16 protein-coding genes are annotated in these 18,162 nt (G+C 52.8%); 5 read left to right on the top strand and 11 right to left on the bottom strand.

The annotated features are described in order from the left end of the window. The first annotated feature begins 20 nt into the window (after positions 1-20). Together NSS83_RS00905 and NSS83_RS00900 are read left to right on the top strand one after the other, a co-directional pair. Complete coding sequence (locus NSS83_RS00905) at positions 21-1,166, top strand: VanZ family protein (protein WP_341186185.1); 1,146 nt, start codon at positions 21-23, stop codon at positions 1,164-1,166. Positions 1,167-1,181: 15 nt separating this feature from the next. Next, on the top strand, positions 1,182-2,687 hold the full coding sequence (locus tag NSS83_RS00900; RefSeq protein ID WP_341347495.1) for an amidase family protein: 1,506 nt from the start codon (positions 1,182-1,184) through the stop codon (positions 2,685-2,687). Between the two features lie 198 nt (positions 2,688-2,885). Here NSS83_RS00900 and NSS83_RS00895 read toward each other — a convergent pair whose 3' ends face one another. Continuing rightward, positions 2,886-3,653 (bottom strand): exodeoxyribonuclease III, encoded by a 768-nt coding sequence (locus tag NSS83_RS00895; RefSeq protein ID WP_341186187.1) that lies wholly within the window; start codon positions 3,651-3,653, stop codon positions 2,886-2,888. Between the two features lie 175 nt (positions 3,654-3,828). On the opposite strand from NSS83_RS00895, the gene NSS83_RS00890 reads away from it, so the two are divergent. Continuing rightward, the gene (locus NSS83_RS00890) at positions 3,829-4,116 is read left to right on the top strand and encodes a hypothetical protein (RefSeq protein WP_036694360.1); all 288 of its coding nucleotides are present in this window, start codon (positions 3,829-3,831) and stop codon (positions 4,114-4,116) included. 112 nt (positions 4,117-4,228) lie between these two features. Here the strand turns inward: NSS83_RS00890 and NSS83_RS00885 are convergent, their stop codons facing one another. Together NSS83_RS00885 and NSS83_RS00880 are read right to left on the bottom strand one after the other, a co-directional pair. Beyond that, entirely contained in the window at positions 4,229-5,335 is a 1,107-nt protein-coding gene (locus tag NSS83_RS00885) for a citrate synthase/methylcitrate synthase (RefSeq protein ID WP_341186188.1), read from the bottom strand. Positions 5,336-5,463: 128 nt separating this feature from the next. Beyond that, positions 5,464-6,306: a helix-turn-helix transcriptional regulator gene (locus NSS83_RS00880; protein ID WP_341186189.1), complete on the bottom strand. Its 843-nt coding sequence runs from the start codon at positions 6,304-6,306 to the stop codon at positions 5,464-5,466. A 132-nt stretch (positions 6,307-6,438) separates the two neighbouring features. Between NSS83_RS00880 and fabF the strand changes: the two genes are divergently transcribed. Beyond that, positions 6,439-7,677 carry a beta-ketoacyl-ACP synthase II gene (gene fabF, locus NSS83_RS00875; protein WP_341186190.1) on the top strand — a complete coding sequence of 413 codons (1,239 nt, stop codon included), beginning with the start codon at positions 6,439-6,441 and terminating at the stop codon, positions 7,675-7,677. A 116-nt stretch (positions 7,678-7,793) separates the two neighbouring features. Here fabF and NSS83_RS00870 read toward each other — a convergent pair whose 3' ends face one another. The 3 genes from NSS83_RS00870 to NSS83_RS00860 all read right to left on the bottom strand — a co-directional run bounded on the left by NSS83_RS00870 (position 7,794) and on the right by NSS83_RS00860 (position 11,621). Then, a complete protein-coding gene (locus tag NSS83_RS00870) occupies positions 7,794-9,230 on the bottom strand; it encodes a glycoside hydrolase family 43 protein (RefSeq protein WP_341186191.1) in 1,437 nt (478 codons plus the stop codon). Between the two features lie 641 nt (positions 9,231-9,871). Further along, entirely contained in the window at positions 9,872-10,942 is a 1,071-nt protein-coding gene (locus NSS83_RS00865; RefSeq protein WP_341186192.1) for an ABC transporter ATP-binding protein, read from the bottom strand. A gap of 133 nt (positions 10,943-11,075) precedes the next feature. After that, positions 11,076-11,621 carry an HXXEE domain-containing protein gene (locus NSS83_RS00860; protein ID WP_341186193.1) on the bottom strand — a complete coding sequence of 182 codons (546 nt, stop codon included), beginning with the start codon at positions 11,619-11,621 and terminating at the stop codon, positions 11,076-11,078. A 95-nt stretch (positions 11,622-11,716) separates the two neighbouring features. On the opposite strand from NSS83_RS00860, the gene fabV reads away from it, so the two are divergent. Beyond that, a complete protein-coding gene (fabV, locus tag NSS83_RS00855) occupies positions 11,717-12,907 on the top strand; it encodes an enoyl-ACP reductase FabV (protein WP_341186194.1) in 1,191 nt (396 codons plus the stop codon). A gap of 55 nt (positions 12,908-12,962) precedes the next feature. Here fabV and NSS83_RS00850 read toward each other — a convergent pair whose 3' ends face one another. From NSS83_RS00850 to NSS83_RS00830, 5 genes are read right to left on the bottom strand one after another with little or no spacing between them, the layout of a single operon-like run. After that, positions 12,963-13,934: an aminoglycoside phosphotransferase family protein gene (locus NSS83_RS00850; RefSeq protein WP_341186195.1), complete on the bottom strand. Its 972-nt coding sequence runs from the start codon at positions 13,932-13,934 to the stop codon at positions 12,963-12,965. 3 nt (positions 13,935-13,937) lie between these two features. Next, the gene (locus tag NSS83_RS00845; RefSeq protein ID WP_209985768.1) at positions 13,938-14,906 is read right to left on the bottom strand and encodes a sugar phosphate isomerase/epimerase; all 969 of its coding nucleotides are present in this window, start codon (positions 14,904-14,906) and stop codon (positions 13,938-13,940) included. Between the two features lie 41 nt (positions 14,907-14,947). After that, the gene (locus NSS83_RS00840) at positions 14,948-16,018 is read right to left on the bottom strand and encodes a Gfo/Idh/MocA family oxidoreductase (protein ID WP_341347494.1); all 1,071 of its coding nucleotides are present in this window, start codon (positions 16,016-16,018) and stop codon (positions 14,948-14,950) included. 48 nt (positions 16,019-16,066) lie between these two features. Next, positions 16,067-17,164, bottom strand: a complete 1,098-nt coding sequence (locus tag NSS83_RS00835; RefSeq protein WP_036729132.1) for a Gfo/Idh/MocA family oxidoreductase — start codon at positions 17,162-17,164, stop codon at positions 16,067-16,069. Further along, a complete protein-coding gene (locus tag NSS83_RS00830) occupies positions 17,157-17,924 on the bottom strand; it encodes a sugar phosphate isomerase/epimerase (protein ID WP_341186197.1) in 768 nt (255 codons plus the stop codon). Before NSS83_RS00830 ends, NSS83_RS00835 begins: the two co-directional genes overlap by 8 nt. Positions 17,925-18,162: the final 238 nt, after the last annotated feature.

Raw genomic sequence — 18,162 nt, 5'->3', positions numbered from 1 at the left:
ACAAGACAGCAGGTGAACCCATGTTTCAGACTTATCTATTCCCGATTTCCTATGCATTCATGGCTTTTCCGGTTGCGGCACTATTCTTCACTTTACCGTTCCTGATTGTGCAGTACCGCCGGCACGGCTATATCAATAAAATCCGGGCCATGGTGCTGTATCTGCTGCTGCTGTACCTGCTTAATGCGTTCTTCCTGGTTCTGCTTCCCTTGCCTGATTCCAGGCATAATGCAGCCCCGTCCGGGAGTATGATCCAGCTTGTACCGCTGCAATTCATCCAGGATATTCTGCACAATACGCCAATTACGCGCAGCGACCCTTCCAGCTACCTTAATGTGCTGACCGGAGCGGATTTTCTGCTGGCAGCCTTCAATGTACTGCTGACCGTCCCCTTCGGTATGTTCCTGGGCTACTACTTCCGCACGCGCTGGGTGGCATGCATTATCCTGTCCTTTGCGCTGTCGCTGTTGTTCGAGATTACGCAGATTACCGGCATTTACGGATTCTTCGACCACCCTTACCGGATCTTCGATGTCGATGACATGATCACGAATACGCTGGGCGGCATTGCCGGCTTCAAGATATCCCTATGGATCTCCGGCCTTCTGCCGAGGATTGAGAAGCTTGACAGCCAAGAGGACCTTTCTGCCAAAAGAGTGACCTACACCCGCCGCGCTGTTGCTTTTCTGCTGGATTCGATTCTGCTGCTCACGGTGACGGTAATCCTCAATTTGCTCTCACTAAGCATTTCGTTGTGGGCAGTTAGTATGGTGTATTTCCTGAGCATTCCTCTGTTCACAGGCGGACGTACCTTCGGCAAATGGGTTGTGCGTATCCGGCTTAGGAGTGAGGACGGCGGCCCGGCCAGACCCTGGAGGGTATGGGCACGATATGGATTACTCTATGGCGTCCTCGGGGGGATGAATGCCCTGCCGCCTGACTCCGCGATCTTCCTGAGCATCGGCACAGCATTGACGGCCGTGGTGAAATTGTTCATCCTGGCGGTAGATGTAGCCTTCTTCATTCATCTGGTGCTGCGGTTAATCAAGCGTGACCGTCCACTTATCTACGAGGAGCTTAGCAGAACCCGCAATGTAATCAGCTGGCCGAAGCGGCATGAGGTAGCGGCAAGCGAGACCCTAGGCAATACAGTAATCAATGAATAGAGGTATAGCACTCTTATGAATAATAACGATTCCATCCGTATCTCCTTTGCTCCAGATGAGCAAGATTGGTTAATAGAAGCAGACATCACTAGCATTCAGGAGCAAATGGCACAAGGGTGCTTAACCTCCGAAGTGCTGGTGGGCTGGTACTTGGAAAGGATCAACCGGTTGGATGGTCTCCTCCGTTCCGTATTGGAGGTGAATCCAGAGGCGCTTGCGATTGCTGCGAAGCTCGATCAGGAACGAAGAGATCAGGGTAGCCGGGGACCGCTGCATGGTATACCAGTCCTGGTCAAAGATAACATCGGCACAGCTGATAAGCTGCACACCAGTGCAGGAGCTTTGGCGCTTGCAGAGTGCATAGCAGCAGAAGATGCTGAGCTTATCACTCGGCTAAGAACAGCCGGGGCAGTGATTCTGGGCAAAGCCAATATGACCGAGTGGGCCAACTTCATGTCGCCCTCGATGTGGGCCGGATACAGCTCACGCGGCGGGCTTGTACTGAACCCCTACGGCCCGGGGGAGCTGTTCATTGGCGGCTCCAGCTCAGGAAGTGCGGCGGCGGTTGCCGCTAACCTTGTCACCGTCGCCATAGGCACGGAGACCTCCGGCTCCATCATCAGCCCGGCGGCCCATAACTCCCTTGTAGGTCTGAAGCCTACCTGGGGGCTGGTCAGCAACAAGGGCATAATACCGGGAATCGGCAGCCAGGACAGCGCCGGTCCGATGACCAGAACGGTCAAGGACGCTGCACTCCTGCTTAATGTATTGGCCGGGAGCGCTGACTCTGCTTCCTCTGTTGTACCGGATTATTCGGCAGGTCTGGAGCCGGATGCGGTAAGAAACACTAGAATCGGAATTCCGCGATTCTATTATAAAGATCTGGATAGTGAAGCTCTTAAGATGATGGAATCTGCCATAGCGGCTCTAAGAGAGCTGGGGGCAGAAATCATTGACCCTGTAGAGCTCCCCTGTCAGGATGCGGAATGGAACGCTACGATTCTGCAATATGAATTCAAGCCTGGATTGAACCGCTATCTGGGAGGCCTGCCGGAATCCGCTCCTGTGCATTCCCTGCAGGAACTGATAGATTTCAATCAGCAGCATAGCGAACAGGCACTGAAATACGGCCAGGGAACACTGGAATGGCTGAACACCTCTGGGGATGATATTACAGAGCAGGAATATCTGGAGCAGCTGCATTCTTCCCGTTCGCTGCCCGGTAGCCAGGGAATCGATTATGCCCTGGAGCATTACGGTCTGGATGCGCTCCTCTTCCCTGGAGATCACGGACGTGAAGTAGCGGCGAGAGCGGGTTATCCGCTGATTACAGTTCCTGTCGGCTACACCTGCTCGGGTATTGTTGCACCAGGCGGCTATCTTACCAAGGGGCCGCAAGGTATCACCTTCTGTGCCTCAGCGCATAGTGAAGCTATGCTGCTAGGGATTTCTTATAGTTACGAACAGGCCACGAAGCACCGGCGGCCGCCGGTGCTGGAGCCAGGCAGCCCGTCAGAATAACCGGGCAAGCCGGCCCTCAACCGGCGTTACAACTGAAAGAGGCCGTATCCCGAACTCCGGGATACAGCCTCTTTTTAAAATATAAGAATTTATATGTTTCACGCAATAACTTATCCTTATATTTCTCGCTGAAACGATACCGTACTTTAAAAAGGACGGCAAAGCCGTTTCCACTTGTATCACAGATATACACTCTGTCTATGCTTCCGCCGCATCCGCCAGATGGAGAACTACCGGGCAATGATCGCTGCCAAGAACATTACATTCAATTCCGGCGTCCAGCAGACGCGGGGTTAAGCGCTCTGAAGCGAGAAAATAATCGATCCGCCAGCCCACATTCTTCTCTCTGACCTTAGGCATGTAGGACCACCAGCTGTAGGCACCCTCCAGCTCAGGATAGAACCATCTGAAGGTATCCACGAAGCCGGCTGCGAGCAGCGTGGTCATTTTGCCGCGTTCTTCGTCGGTGAAGCCTGAATTTCCCCGGTTCGATCTCGCATTCTTCAGGTCAATCTCCTGATGCGCCACATTCAGATCCCCGCACACGACAACCGGTTTATGCTCATCCAGCTTCAGCAAATAGGCACGGAACCGGTCCTCCCACTCCATCCGGTAGTCCAGCCTCGACAGATCGCGCTTGGCATTCGGCGTGTACACATTCACCAGATAAAAGTCCGGGAATTCCAGGGTGATGATCCGCCCCTCATCCTCCGTCTCCTGCTCCAGTCCATATCGTACGGATAGCGGCTTGATTCTGGTAAATACAGCCGTACCCGAATATCCTTTTTTGAGTGCATAGTTCCAGTACTGAGCATATTCCTCCCCATGGTCAAGAACAATCTGCCCCTCCTGGAGCTTCGTCTCCTGCACACAGAAGATATCTGCGTCAACCTCCCGGAAATACTCGTTAAACCCTTTATTCACACAAGCTCTCAGACCGTTCACATTCCAGGACACCAGCTTCATCGTTGTCATTTCCCCTTACCAGTCACTAGATTACATCCAGTGTACCATAGATTCGGGGTCTCTATGAACCTGAAGGTATCCTATTGAAATGTGTGAATCTCCCATGGCATACGTTACAGCAATCATAGTTTTGCCGAATATACTATCCTATCACAAGGAAAAGGAGGACATTACAATGGCTATCTTATTACCGCAACAATTCTTCAATCTGCCCGCTTCTGTAGGTAAATCTTACTATGAAAATCTGGCAGGTGGCATCAACGCGGCTGTGACGGTAAACAACAATTCCGGGTTTCCTGTGGATCTCGTTATTTACCGCGTCAACGCTCCAGTGGTCACTTATTTGATCCCTGCATTTAACAGTCTCACTTTATCCGTTCATGCCCTGCTGGTCGCAGGACTTCTGAGCACAGCTGCCGGTGCAGTCTTCGGCACAATCGAAGTGGCAACCTCTGATTTCTAATCTAATGTAAGAGTATCCCCTCATACTCTCTCATTAACATTCCCTTGTTAAGCATCTCCGGCTGGTAGACGGCCGGGGGTGCTTTTGCACGTCAATAGAGAAGCAGCTGCTATCAGAGCGTCTCTGATTCAGGCATAGGTCCGATATAAGTAGATTGTGGCCGGAAAATCCGGTTATGGGCTGACTGCTCCAGCAGATGGGCCGTCCAGCCGACAATTCTTCCCGCTGTGAATGTAGGCGTGAAGATCTCCGGCGCCAGCTTCAGCGCCTTCAGTATAGCCGCAGCATAGAACTCAACATTGGTGAACAGGCGGCGGCCCGGCTTGTATTCCTCCAGCAGCGCAACCGCTGTAGCCTCCACATGAAGCGCAAGATCAAAGTAATCGTCCTTGCCGATCATCTTAAGTGTCGCAATCTGCAAGGCTTCCGCCCGCGGGTCCTTGGTCTTGTAGATCCGGTGCCCGAAGCCCATCAGCTTCTCTCCGGCCTCAAGCTTCCCTCTCAGCCATGGCTCCGCGCGTTCCTTCGTCCCGATCTCCTCCAGCATCGATATCACTTCATACGGCGCGCCGCCGTGCAGCGGACCCTTCATCGCTCCGATCGATCCGGCTACGGCCGCACATAGATCCGATTCCGTGGACAGCACCACCCGCCCGGCGAAGGTCGAGGCATTCATGCCATGCTCCATACAGAGAATCATATAGGCGCTGAGCGCCTTCACATGAGCCTCTTCAGGCAGCTTGCCTGTGAGCAGATACAGATAATTCGCGGCATGGCCAAGCTCAGGAAGCGATTTCAGAGGCGGCAAGCCCTGAAGGCTGCGGTACCTGTAAGCAATGATCGCCGGAAGCATAGCCGTCAGCCGCACAGCCTGCTTCAGTGTGGGCGGCCAGGTAGCGTTCTCCTCATCCCCAAGTGCAGCCACTGCACTTTGTAATACCAGCATCAGCGGTACAGAAGCCGGATACAGATCAAGCATCTTGCAGAGATATTCCGGAATTATTCTCTCCGCTGCCATCTGCGCCTTGAGCTGCGTCAGCTCCTCTGCATCAGGCAGGTGTCCGTTCCAGAGCAAATAAGCGGCTTCCTCATAGCTCTTGCTCACCGCAAGCTCTTTGGCCCAATATCCGCGGTATACCAGATACCCTTTCTCTCCATCTACTAATCCAATTGCTGTCTCTCCGGCAACTATGCCTTCTAATCCCGTAACTTTAGCCATTATATCTTTACCCCTTTTCCGGTCCCTCCCGCAGGAAGAAATTCATCATATTAGGAGTATAAACTGCAAAATCTATATTGCATATTTATAGTTTTTTATGAAACCATAAGGAAAATCTATCACCTACCTCACTTAAGCTCCATAAGCTGCTTCAGCTTGGCTTCTGTACCCGATTCACCCGCTGGCGTGTAGATGCTGCACCGCAGATCCGCTGTACCTTGCACCTGGAGGGAGGTGAGATGGAACAGCATTTTGCCGGCTTTGGCATGCCGGAATTCCAGTACAACATCCGGCGCGGAGCTGACCCGGCTCTCTTCCCATAAATGATTGAATTCCGGATGCCGCTCCTTCATCTCCGCGATGAATTCATCGTACCAGCGGTCCTCCAGATATTGCCCGTAATAGGCGCGGAAGATCGATAAGTATCCCCGGACGAACTGCTCCCAATTCACCGCCAGCCGCCTGAACTCCTTGCGTTCGAACAGCAGTGAGATCATATTGCGCTGCTGTGGAGCCAGCTTGGCGAAATCAAGAAACACATGCGCCGCCGCCTCATTCCAGCCGACAATGCCGCAGTGCCGGTCCGAGATGATGGTCGGACAGGTCTTCAGCTCCTGCAAAATCTTCTGCAGGGACGGATGAATCACCGAAGGCTCCTCCTGGGTATAGTCTGCGACTCCCGGTCCGTTCTCCAGCGCCAGAGCGAACAAGTAACTCCGCTCATCCTTCGTCAGCCGCAATGCTGCGGCAATACAATCCAGAACGGATGGGGACACTTTAATGTCCCTCCCCTGCTCCAGCCAGGTATACCAGGTATTGCTCACTCCGGCGAGCTGCGCCACTTCCTCGCGCCGGAGCCCGGGCGTCCGCCTGCGGGTGCCCTCCGGGAGCCCCGCTGATGCCGGGGTAATGGCCGCGCGTCTTGCTTTCAGGAATTCCGATAATGCTTGAAGCCTGTTCTGATTGGACATCATGCTTCCTCCTGTCATACAGTTCGTCTGCCTGTTAGTGTAGTAGTAATTATACTAGTATAAACTACAACTTGTAATAGGATAAGCAACATGAAAAAATAAGCTTAATCAGAATAACAGGAGGAATAGCAGATGGAACGTGTCGTAATTACAGGAATGGGTGTCATCTCCCCGCTTGGCAATACTGTGGAGCAGTTTTGGAGCCGTTTGGCGGCAGGAGAATCGGGGATTACGCCGATTGATTCTTTTGATACCACCCATTTCAAAACCAAGATTGCCGGCTCGGTGCAGGCCTTCGACCCGGATGCCAGATTCGGCCGCAAGGAGGCCCGGCGGATGGACCGGTTCAGCCAGTTCGCGCTTGCCGCCGCAGAGGAGGCCTGGACGCACTCCGGTCTCCGGCTGGAGGAGCTGGACCGGGAACGGCTGGGCGTCTATGTGGGCTCCGGCGTAGGCGGTATCCAGACGTTAATGGACCAGGGCGAGCTGCTGCGGTCCAGGGGACCGGAGCGGGTAAGTCCTACCCTGATCCCGATGCTGATCTCCAATATGGCGGCAGCGATGATCAGCATCAGGCTCGGGGCACAAGGGCCTACACTATCGCCGGTGACCGCCTGTTCCATCGGGAACACGGCCATTGGCGAAGCCTTCCGCCTGATCCGTTACGGCGGGGCCGATGTGATCATCGCCGGAGGTGCGGAAGCGGCGGTGACCGAGATTGCCCTGGCCAGCTTCGGCAATGCGACCGCCTTGTCTACCCGGAACGGAGACCCGCAGGGGGCCAGCCGGCCTTTTGACCGGAACAGGGACGGGTTTGTCATCGCGGAGGGCGGAGCTATTGTGATCCTGGAGTCCCTCTCCCATGCCCTGCGCAGAGATGCCGTTATCTATGGCGAGGTCACCGGATATGGCGCAAGCTCCGACGCTTATCATATGGTGGCTACTCATCCTGAGGGGATAGGAGCCTACCAGGCAATGAAGCTGGCACTTAGCGAGGCTGGCATCAGTCCCGGGGAGGTAGATGTCATTAGCGCACACGCAACCAGCACGGTGGTCGGAGACCTTTCGGAGACCCTGGCGATTAAGAAGCTATTCGGAGAGCAGGCCTACCAGATTCCGGTCACGGCTAACAAATCGATGACCGGACATGCCCTTGGCGCAGCCGGCGGTCTGGAAGCGATTGCTCTGCTCAAAAGCCTGCAAGAAGGACTAATCCCGCCCACGATTAATCTGGAGCAGCAGGGCGAATCCTGCGACCTGGATTATGTCCCTAACGTAGCCCGCCAAGCAGACCTGAAGATCGGGATCTCCAATTCCTTTGGCTTCGGCGGCCATAACGCTGTAATCGTTCTGCGCAAGTATGAATCGTAATCGCAGCTAATTCCTATATACAGCAAACAGCGGACCACCCATTCTAAGGGAGACCCGCTGTTTGTAATGGTTAAGGGTATGAAGCCGGTTGTGACTTGAATGCTCGCAGGATTAGTTTACTTGGCCTCCGGTGATACATGGCTTCCCCAGACTGCAACGCCTTCCGCTGAAAGTGCCGTGAAGGTCATTACCTCGCTTGAGGTCGCTTCATTCCATTCCCGCAGGAATACCCCGCTGTACTCCGCACCTTCTAGTGTCAGCTTCGCCATATGATCATTGCTCAAGGCCCATGTACCTGTTACGGCCCCGCTAATCGTACCGTCTGCGTTCAGCTCTACCACCTGCGACTCTGCAAGCTCAGCCGTAATCTTCTTGCCGTGGTTCACCAGCTTGTAAGCACCCGCCACATCCTTGACTGTGTACTTGCCGATCCTCTCGCCGCCGTAACGGTGGGGTGCGACAACTGGCCAGCCCGCTTCATTCATGAACATCTGGTGAACCCGAACCTCATGCTGCTCTCCGAGACCCGGGAACCTGGTGTGGAAGATCAGATAATATTGCCCGCTCTTCTCATCATAGTACGCCGAATTATGTCCCGGGGAGACATAGCCTGTACCTGATCCGGCGGCGGCTTCTTCATCTGTATTCACAAATTCATGATTCCCCATCAGCTTCACGCCGTAAGGTGCGTAGGCCGGATCATCGAACAATACCCCAGGCGTCCCCTGGGCGTCCAGCATAGCCTTACCTTCCGAGTCCTCGAACGGGCCAGCCGGATGCTTGGAGCGGGCGACACGGATATTATAACCGCCATTCGCATCAAGCCCGCCGTAGGAGAGGAACAGGTAGTAATAGTCGGTCTCCGGGCTATATAGCATATACGGCCCTTCAATCCGCGCATGATTCCCTCCGAGCAGCTTCTTGCCGTAGCCCTGGCCCTCCAGCGGGAAGCCCGTAGCCGGGTCAAGCTCCAGGATGAAGATGCCGCCGGAGTAGGAGCCGTAGACCATCCACAGCTTGCCGTCCTTATCCCAAAACACATCAGGGTCCACCACATTCGGCTTCTCCGTGGAATCGTAGACCTCTCCATCATCCCCGATGCCGGACATTCCCGACTTCAGAATAATGCCTTTATTCTTGTATGGACCTTCAATCTTATCGGCCACGGCAATACCTAGCGCTGACAGCGGAGAATCGCCTTTACAGGCATCGTAATACATGTAGAACTTACCGTCGGCCAATTGAATGACATCCGGTGCCCACAGCGTATCCGACTGGGCCCAGCTAAGCGTCTCGCTAAGCTCCTCCGTTACATTCGGTATCAGCACATTATCGTCCGTCACGCCGGAAGAAATCTGCGTCCACGACATCAGGTCCTTGGATTTGGCCGAGGCCAGATGCGAACCGAACACGTAATACGTATCCTCCACCTTAATCACAGAGGGATCGTGTACAGATACATTCCCGAACTCCGGCGGCCCTTCCGGATTCCCTCCACCGCATGCCGACAGCAGAGATAAGGATATCAATGCCGTTAAGGATCTTTTTCTCATCTCATCATAACCTCCCTATGTATACCCTTACATTTTGCTGCGCAAATAAGATTTAGTCAATACTTTTATTTATATTAGTTAGTTTTGTTTCATATTTATATGAAATATATCCTCTATAAAATAAAGATAGAACAAAATCATCCCATGGGTGAAGGATGCTCGTCTCTCATCGCTTTTTGTGACATATATCCAGCCCGTATACCATTTTGGCCATACTTTGTAGCCGGTCTTTGCAGAAGTTCTGAAGTACTTCTTCTTTTCATGATGGTTCTCCGCCTATCTCTCGCCCATTCTGAGCATTTCCTCTCACGGGCCGTTTGCATGGATTGCATTGTTGCACATTTTGCAGGATTCTTCTAAAAATGTTACATTCTAGGGTGTATTGTTGTATCATTTGCAAGAATTCCGGTGTTTTAAGCAAGTAAGTGCTGGCTTTGTTGTATTTTATGCAGGATTTCAGCATCATTGGGTTCTATAGGGCAGTATTGTTGCACTTCTTGCAGGATTATCTCTACAATGTTACGGACTGCGGAGCAAGGGGCCCTTCCTCAATGCAGGAGCACCGATTGTATTCGGACAAATTTCCTAAAAAACAAAAAAAACGCCAGGCCCATGAAGGCCTGACGCTAATCTAATTAAACTTAGTAATCGCTGCTATTGCCAACAAGTACTGGCTCTGGATAAGCATTGCTCAACACGCGGCGCTGCTTCTTCACAACATCCGGCGGCTCTACCGCAGGTGCCATCGGGTGCATCAGCCAGGACTTCACAAGATGAGAATCCGATACCTTGTACATTGGCGGTTCCTTCTCCATGTCAATCGCCATTGCATACGTGCTGCGCAGAGCAAAGGCATCTCCCTTAGGCGGCTTAATCAAGTCGGGAGGTGTACCCGGGATCGCTGTAAGCATCGAGCCCTTGCTCTCCAGACTTGGCATGGAAGCCAGCAAGCCCCAAGTGTACGGATGTCTTGGATCGTAGAAGATCTCTTCTGCGGTACCCATTTCAACGATCTGTCCGGCATACATTACAGCAACACGGTCAGCCATTCTCGCCACAACCCCAAGGTCATGGGTGATGAAAATGATCGCTGTATCAATCTTCTTCTGCAGGTCCTTCATCAGATCAAGGATCTGTGCCTGAATAGTTACGTCAAGCGCGGTTGTCGGCTCATCGGCAATCAGGAGCTTAGGGTTAGCCGCCAGTGCCATAGCGATTACGACACGCTGGCGCATCCCGCCGCTGAATTCATGCGGATACTGCTGGAAACGGCGTTCTGGTGACGGAATCCCTACCAGATTAAGCAATTCAACACCACGCTTGTAAGCAGCTTCCTTCGTGATATTCTCATGCTTGAACAGCACTTCCGTAATCTGCCGGCCAACCTTCATCATCGGATTGAGTGAAGTCATCGGGTCCTGGAAAATCATTCCGATTTCTTTGCCGCGGATTTTTTGCATCTGCTTCTCATTCTTGCCGATCAGATCTTGTCCATCGAACAGAATCTGTCCACGCTTATATTCGCCCGCAGGCTGAGGAACCAGCTTCATGACGGCTTGCGAGGTTACGCTCTTACCGGAACCGGATTCGCCAACAATCGCCAGTGTCTCCCCTTTATTTACATGAAAGCTGACACCACGGATTGCTTGCACTTCTCCTCCGCGTGTTCTGAATGATATAGCCAGGTCTTTTACCTCTAAAAGGCGCTCCATCCTGTCACCCTCTCTGTTTCTTTTCAAGTATGATCTTCATTCTTAATATCGGAAAAACACGCAATACTATTATTTTATCTATCTTAGGGGGCTTACGTCAAGATTTTTCTGAAAACGCCACCGTCAATAATCATTATTCATGGCTGTGCTTATGTCTTGTCCTCTTCTTCATCAACCCCCATACAAGCGGCGGTGTTAGCATCAACATGAGCAGCAGCGACCATCCTATGTCAGCTTCACTAACAACGCCATCATGCAGCAAGCGGTAAAAAGCATACAAAGAATACGGAAATGCTACAAGCACCGCTGTCACTACACCCGGGGTATACAGCTTTAGAACAATAGTTTGTGCCAAATGTGTGAAGACATGCAGCAGAAATACAGCGACGACAGCTAAGTAGGGCCAGTAGAACTCTAAAAAGACCGCAAGGAAGGTTACCCCTACTATGAGAATATACACGAAGAGCACATCCATAGCAAAATTCCTGGTGGTTACACTCATCATTGGCGCAATACGCTTCCGCAAAGCGTGGGAAACCGATGCGGTAACAGCCTGTCCGCGCTTCTTTCCCCAAGCCTCGACTGTTAGAATCTCTTCAAAATCATGAAACATAAAGCAGACAGGCAATAGCCACAGCAGGCTTGTTAGGTCAATATGTAATTGAAGAAAGTTCATCATCCTCACTTCTCTCCCTTTGCCAAAGAAAGTCGTCATCTGGTATGTTTATTTCAGCAGTCCCTGCAACCACCGATGAAAGCGAGGTAGCTATTCTAATGATCATAAAACCGAGAACCCGCGGGTTCATCTGCACGACTGCCCACCCGGTAGGCTGCGCACAACAGGTACAAGAACAAGTAAATTATGTACAGGCCCAAGGAAGATTCACCGGTCCCCGCAACGTGCTCGTTATCGGCGCTTCAACCGGTTACGGGCTTGCCGCCCGAATTGCAGCAGCCTTCGGTGCTGGAGCAGCCACTATAGGTGTCTATAGGCCGAGTACAGCCAGCGAGACCCGGACCGCTTCCGCAGGCTGGTATAATTCCGCAGCGTTTGAGGAGATGGCCCACACGGCGGGACTGTGCTCCTATAGCGTATGCGGGGACGCTTTTACCGCTGAGACAAAGGAACGGACCATCGAGTTGATCCGCCGCGAGCTTGGACAGGTTGATCTGGTCATTTACAGTGTAGCCTCGGCGCGCAGAACAGACCCGCAGACCGGAGACGTTCATCGCTCTGTGTTGAAGCCCATCGGCAGTACTTATACCAATACAACCGTCAATTTCCATACGGGAGAACTAAGCACCGTACAGATTGAACCGGCCACCGAACCTGAAATCGATGATACGGTTCATGTGATGGGCGGAGAGGACTGGCAGCTATGGATTGAAGCGCTCCGGGATTCCGGCGTTCTGGCAGCTGATGCGGTTACCCTCGCCTTCTCCTATGTAGGTCCAGAGTTAACACAGGCTATCTACCGAGACGGCACCATCGGCCGGGCAAAAGACCATCTGGAAGCTACAGCCTTACAGCTGAATGCACAATTATCACGAACGGGCGGCCGCGCTTATGTAGTAGTAAGCAAGGGTCTGGTGACCCAGTCCAGCTCGGCGATTCCTGTAGTTCCGCTATACATGGCAGTCCTCTACAAGGTCATGAAAGAACAGGGAGTACACGAAGGCTGCATTGAGCAAGCCTACCGGTTGTATAACGGTTTCCTGTACAATCCGGAAGGGACTCCGTTAGATGCACAAGGGCGCATCCGGATAGATGACCATGAGATGAGCCATGCCGTGCAGACAGAAGTGAACCGCATCTGGCCCTTGCTACGCACGGAGAATGTCTACGAGTATTCCGATCTGGCCGGTTATCGGCGCGAGTTCTTCCAGTTGTTCGGCTTCGAATCCGGCGGCGTTGACTATGAGGCTGATACCGATCCGGTTGTTGCCATCCGCAACAGTTACTGAGGATCAACAGGCTATAAGGCCGGATCTCAATAAGAGACCCGGCCTTATAGGTATGCTATAGTACCAAAGCTGTGAATCGTGTCCAGGATTCCGCAAGATTATCGTGCACCCAGTTAATATGATTCTCATCCTTATACTGGCGTGAGTAACATTCAATGACTAGGATCAAATCCAGATACAGGTCATATAGCTGCTTGCGCAGAAGTTCATTCCGGCTGGCAAAAGCCGACCCATATCCTTCATAGAATGCTGCCGAGCTCTCGAAATGCCGGAAATAATACTCAAGCAGCACATCGCCCCACATCGCCCGCTCCCAGTCAATAATCGATACGATTACTCCATTCTGTACAAAAAGATTGCCGCCCCACAGATCCCAGTGCACCAAGCGCGGCTGGGTTACTTCATCCAGGGCCGGCAGATACAGCTCCACCACCTGCTCTATTTCCTGCTGATTGGCCGGTAGCCGTGCCTCCAGCCTGACCGCATCCTGAAGCACATTCAGCAGCATCGACTTGAAGGTCTCCCTCCAGGTGAGTCCGATTCCGCCAGGCTCTTTGCCGAACAGCCCGAAGGCTGATCCCTCAATTGCATTGATTCTCCGCTGGTACTGGCCCAGCTCGAATTCAATGGAATACCGTTGTTCCTCGGTAAGACTCTCCTTCACCTCGTTATACGGTTGTCCTTCAATCTTCTCCATGAAGAAATACGGACAGGAGATCAACTGCAGGCTATCGTCATAGCTGTACACTTCCGGCACAGGCACACCGCCAGCAGCACGTACCAGCCGTAGAGCCTCCACCTCAGCACGCATGATATCCTTCTCGTAGCTTAGAGTCTCTGTCTCCGGGTCCGGAGCCACCTTAAGAATGACCGACCGGCCATCGCTTAATTCTAAATCATAGGCCGTATTAAAGAATCCTGCGGTCAGCTCCCTGCTGCTGGCGATCTGCACATCCGTACCAAAGGCTGCGGCAGTCAAGAGACTAAGCTGCCAGTCGTTCAATTGGACTTTAGTGAAGCTCTCCACCGGTTAGACCCACCACATCTCAGACAGCGGCTCTTCGATCAGCACCTGCTTGAGATTGTCTACCGCTTTGGAGAAGCCCTCTTCAATGGACATCAGGCCGTCTTCATGCTCGATGCTGACTACAAAGTCGTAGCCTACCAGACGCAGTGCGCTCATCATATCTGCCCAGACCTTGACATCGTGTCCGTAGCCTACGGAACGGAACTGCCAGGCGCGGTCCAGCATGTTCGCATAAGACTGCATGTCCGTCAGGCCATACTTGTTGACGTTCACCGGATCAATAACGGTATCCTTCGCATGGAAGTGATGGATCGCGCCTTCACGGCCGAGAATATGAATGGCCTGTACCGGATCAATTCCCTGCCACCACATATGGCTAGGGTCAAGGTTGGCCCCGATGGCATCCCCGGCAGCTTCTCTTAATCTCAGCAGGGTAGCCGGAGTGTGTACTGAGAAGCCACCGTGCAGCTCAAGACCAATCTTCACATCATGTGCAGTAGCGAAGGCCGCCTGCTCTGTCCAATAAGGAATGACCTTGTTCTCCCACTGCCAGGCCAGAATCTCCTGGTAATCATTCGGCCATGGGGCAACCGGCCAGTTCGGATATTTAGCACCTTCATGATCGCCCGGACAGCCGGAGAAGGTATTCACAACCTTGACGCCCAGCTTCTGTGCAAGCTTCACGGTGTCTACGAACACCTCATGATCCTTGTCTGCCAGCTCCTTCTGCGGGTGCAGCGGGTTGCCGTGGCAGCTTAGTGCGCTGATGATCAAGCCGCGGGATTCTATTTGCTGCTTGAATTCCTGCAGGGCCGCTTCATTCTCCAGCAGCTCCTTGGGATTGCAATGGCTGTTCCCGGGATACCCTCCGGTACCGATCTCAACAGCCTTCAGTCCTTTGGAGACCACATAATCCAGTGCATCCTCCAGCTTGCGGCCGCCGAACAACACCATAAATACTCCAAGTTTCATTTGCAGATTCCACCTTTCCTAGGGGTCGTATTGTAGCCTGCTTAAGCTCCGTAGTTATCGAAATTCTTAATCGTCTCATTACGCTCTGCCGCTTCAAAGATTGCCTCAATAAGCTTCAGCACTCGAAGCACCTCGGCATTCTTGACAATCGGCTCCGCCGTGCCTTCGATGACAGCGGCCAGATTATCATAGAAGCTGGAGGGCATCTCTAATGCCGCAGGCAGATCTTCAAGGACCGTTGAACCTTCTGAAGGAGGGGCCATTGTCTTGGTCAAGCCTACACCTGCGCGGATCGGTGTCGGTTCAATCTTTTCCGACTCGTGGTTGGGGGCTACAATTCTGCCTCTCAGTGACCAGTCTTCAATAATAGCGGTTCCCCCGGTGCCCTTCACATACCATCTTGGCATCGTGATGAAGTTGGTTGTCCCTACCTCCACGATGGCTCTGATGCCATTCTCGAACTGCAGCACGGCATCGAAGCCGTCATCCACGTTATTGCCGAGGATAAAGCTCAGACTGCTGCTGACACTGCTCACCTTGCTGTCAATCATGAACAACAGCTGATCCAGCAGATGCACGCCCCAGTCCAGCAGCATCCCGCCGCCTTGCTCCTTCACATGACGCCAGTCGCCGGGAATTCCGTTGGCGCCGTGCACCCGGGATTCAATCTGAAAGAGTGATCCAATCGTTCCCTGCTCATACATCTCTCTGATTACGCGGAAGTCCTCATCCCAGCGTCTGTTCTGGTGCACCATCAGCACCCGTCCGGCCGCCTCCGCAGCAGCCTGCATCTCGATGAATTCAGCCGAGGACATGGCCACCGGCTTCTCACAGACTACATGCTTGCCTGCCTGAAAAGCCTGAAGGGCGATGTCCTTGTGGACATCATTCGGTGTAGCGATCAGAACGATGTCCACAGCCGGATCTGCCAGCACTTCTTCATAGCTGGAATACGCTGTGTAGCCTGCTTCCTCAGCCAAGGCGCGCCGGTTCTCCAGCAGATCGAAGGCACCGGTCACTACCACCCGGTCACTCTCCTTGATTAATTGGGTATGGTAGCTTCCCATTCCGCCGTAACCAATGATGGCTACAGTATGTTTGATTGAACTCATGGATTCCACTCCTGTTTCTCTAAATAGTCGCGTGACCCGGAGATGCTCTTAGTTGTCAGAACTTCCGTCGAAATATACGGCGCGTCCGGTACGTGCTGATTCATACACTGCTTCAAGAATCTGGGTAACTACGAAGGCCTGCTCCGGCAGAACCACCGGGTCTTTGTCTTCTCTTACGGCTTCCAGCCACAGACGGGCTTCACGGTCTGCTTCATTCTCCGCAGCTCCGCTGTAGAAGGCGACACCGCCGGAGGACAGGTCCACCTTGGTCTCATACAGGCGGCCGGCACGTTCGCCGTTCAGACGCAGCCCGTCCTTCATATCCGCTCCGCCTTCCGTTCCGGCAAGCATCGTCTTCGCTTCACCGAATTCAGATACGTTCAGCGCCCAGCTGGATTCAAGTACAATTGTAGCACCGTTCTCCATTGTAATGAAGCCGAAGGCGGAATCTTCTACCTTGAATTGTTCAGGGTCCCATGGACCGAAGGCATTCGCAGCATTTTTCTTCTGGCCCAGCTTATGGAAGGTAGAGCCTACAACCATACGCGGCTTGTAGTTATTCATCAGCCAGAGTGTCAGGTCCAGTGCATGGGTACCGATATCGATCAGCGGTCCTCCGCCCTGCTTCTCTTCATCCAGGAACACGCCCCAGGTTGGTACGGCGCGGCGGCGGAGCGCAATAGCCTTACCGTAATAGATATCGCCAAGCTCTCCTTCTTCACACAGCCCCTTCAGATATTCACTGTCTGCGCGGAATCGGTTCTGATAGGCGATGGACAATTTCTTGCCGGTACGCTTAGCGGCATCCAGCATTTCCTTGGCCTGTGCAGTGGTCTTGGCCATTGGCTTCTCACATAGCACATGATTGCCGGCTTCCAGTGCAGCAACCGTAATCTCGGAGTGGCTGTCATTCGGCGTGCAGACATGCACGATATCGAAGCCGCCCGTTGCCAGCAGCTCACGGAAATCGGTAAATACGGCAGCTCCCTCTGAACCGTAAGTCTTCGCAGCCTCCTGGGCACGTTCTTCCACAATATCACAGAATGCCACCATTTCGGCATCCTCCTGACGGGCAAGGCTTGGCATATGTTTGCCGTTTGCGATACCACCGCAACCGATAATAGCAATTTTGAGTTTGTTAGACATGAATACTTCCTCCTTGATTCTCATATGTTTTGATCCAGTTCAAGCTGTCAGCCACACTACCAAGCGGCGAGCGGCTGCAGAAGTCCTGCTCGACCACTGCCCATTCCACACCAGCCGCAGCTGCTGCTTCAATGATCGCAGCCAAATCCACTTCACCCTCGCCGAGTACTACAGTCTCCGGTGAGCCGTCTTCTTTCTTCTTCAGATCTTTGAGGTGGATGATCGGCAGGCGTCCTGCGTACTTACGGATATATTCTGCCGGATCATATCCGCCGTAATACACCCAGCATGTATCCATCTCTACTTGAAGCTGCTCCGCAGACACCGTTTCGAACAGATAATCAAAGGCTGGCTGGCCGTCAACCTTCTCCGTGAATTCAAAATCATGATTATGATAAGACAGAACAGCACCGGCAGCCTGGCATTTATCGCCGATGGTCCGCAGACCCGCCGCTACCTCCGGCCAGTTCCGTTGTTCTTCTGTCAGATAAGGCACAATCAGATTGCGGTTGCCGATCTCCAGATTGAAGGCGATCTCCTGCTCCGTATCATTCAGCATCGCATCGTACGGGCGGTGGGCTCCGACAGCAACAAGCCCTGTCTCTTCAAGCAGCGCCTTCACCTGCCCGGCCGTACGGCCGAAATAGTGGAAGAACTCCACACCGCTGTAGCCCAGCTCGGCTACCTTACGTATAGTCCCTTCGAAATCCTGTTCCAGTTCTTCTCTCAGCGTATACAGCTGCAGTCCAACCTTAAGCATTTGTTATTTCCACTCCTTATATGATCCGGAGTTATCCTGTGCTTGCTGCCGCCGCACTACAGGTTATCTTCCCTGAAAGTGCATCACCTGAACAAACGGGCTGTAAACATTGGAGAACGATGTGTTCTCTTGGTTTCATCCACTGCTTCCAGAGTTTGTAAATGTAGCGATTAGCGCCGCAATACGGCCTTCTCCACATCATTTGTATGTTTTTTGCTTAGCTACATGGTAATATGAA

Origin of the sequence: Paenibacillus sp. FSL H3-0469 (assembly GCF_038051945.1) — a bacterium.
Classification (GTDB): Bacteria; Bacillota; Bacilli; order Paenibacillales; family Paenibacillaceae; genus Paenibacillus_AQ.
Note: the sequence above shows the minus strand (reverse complement) of the source record. Positions and strands in the feature narration are given on the sequence as shown.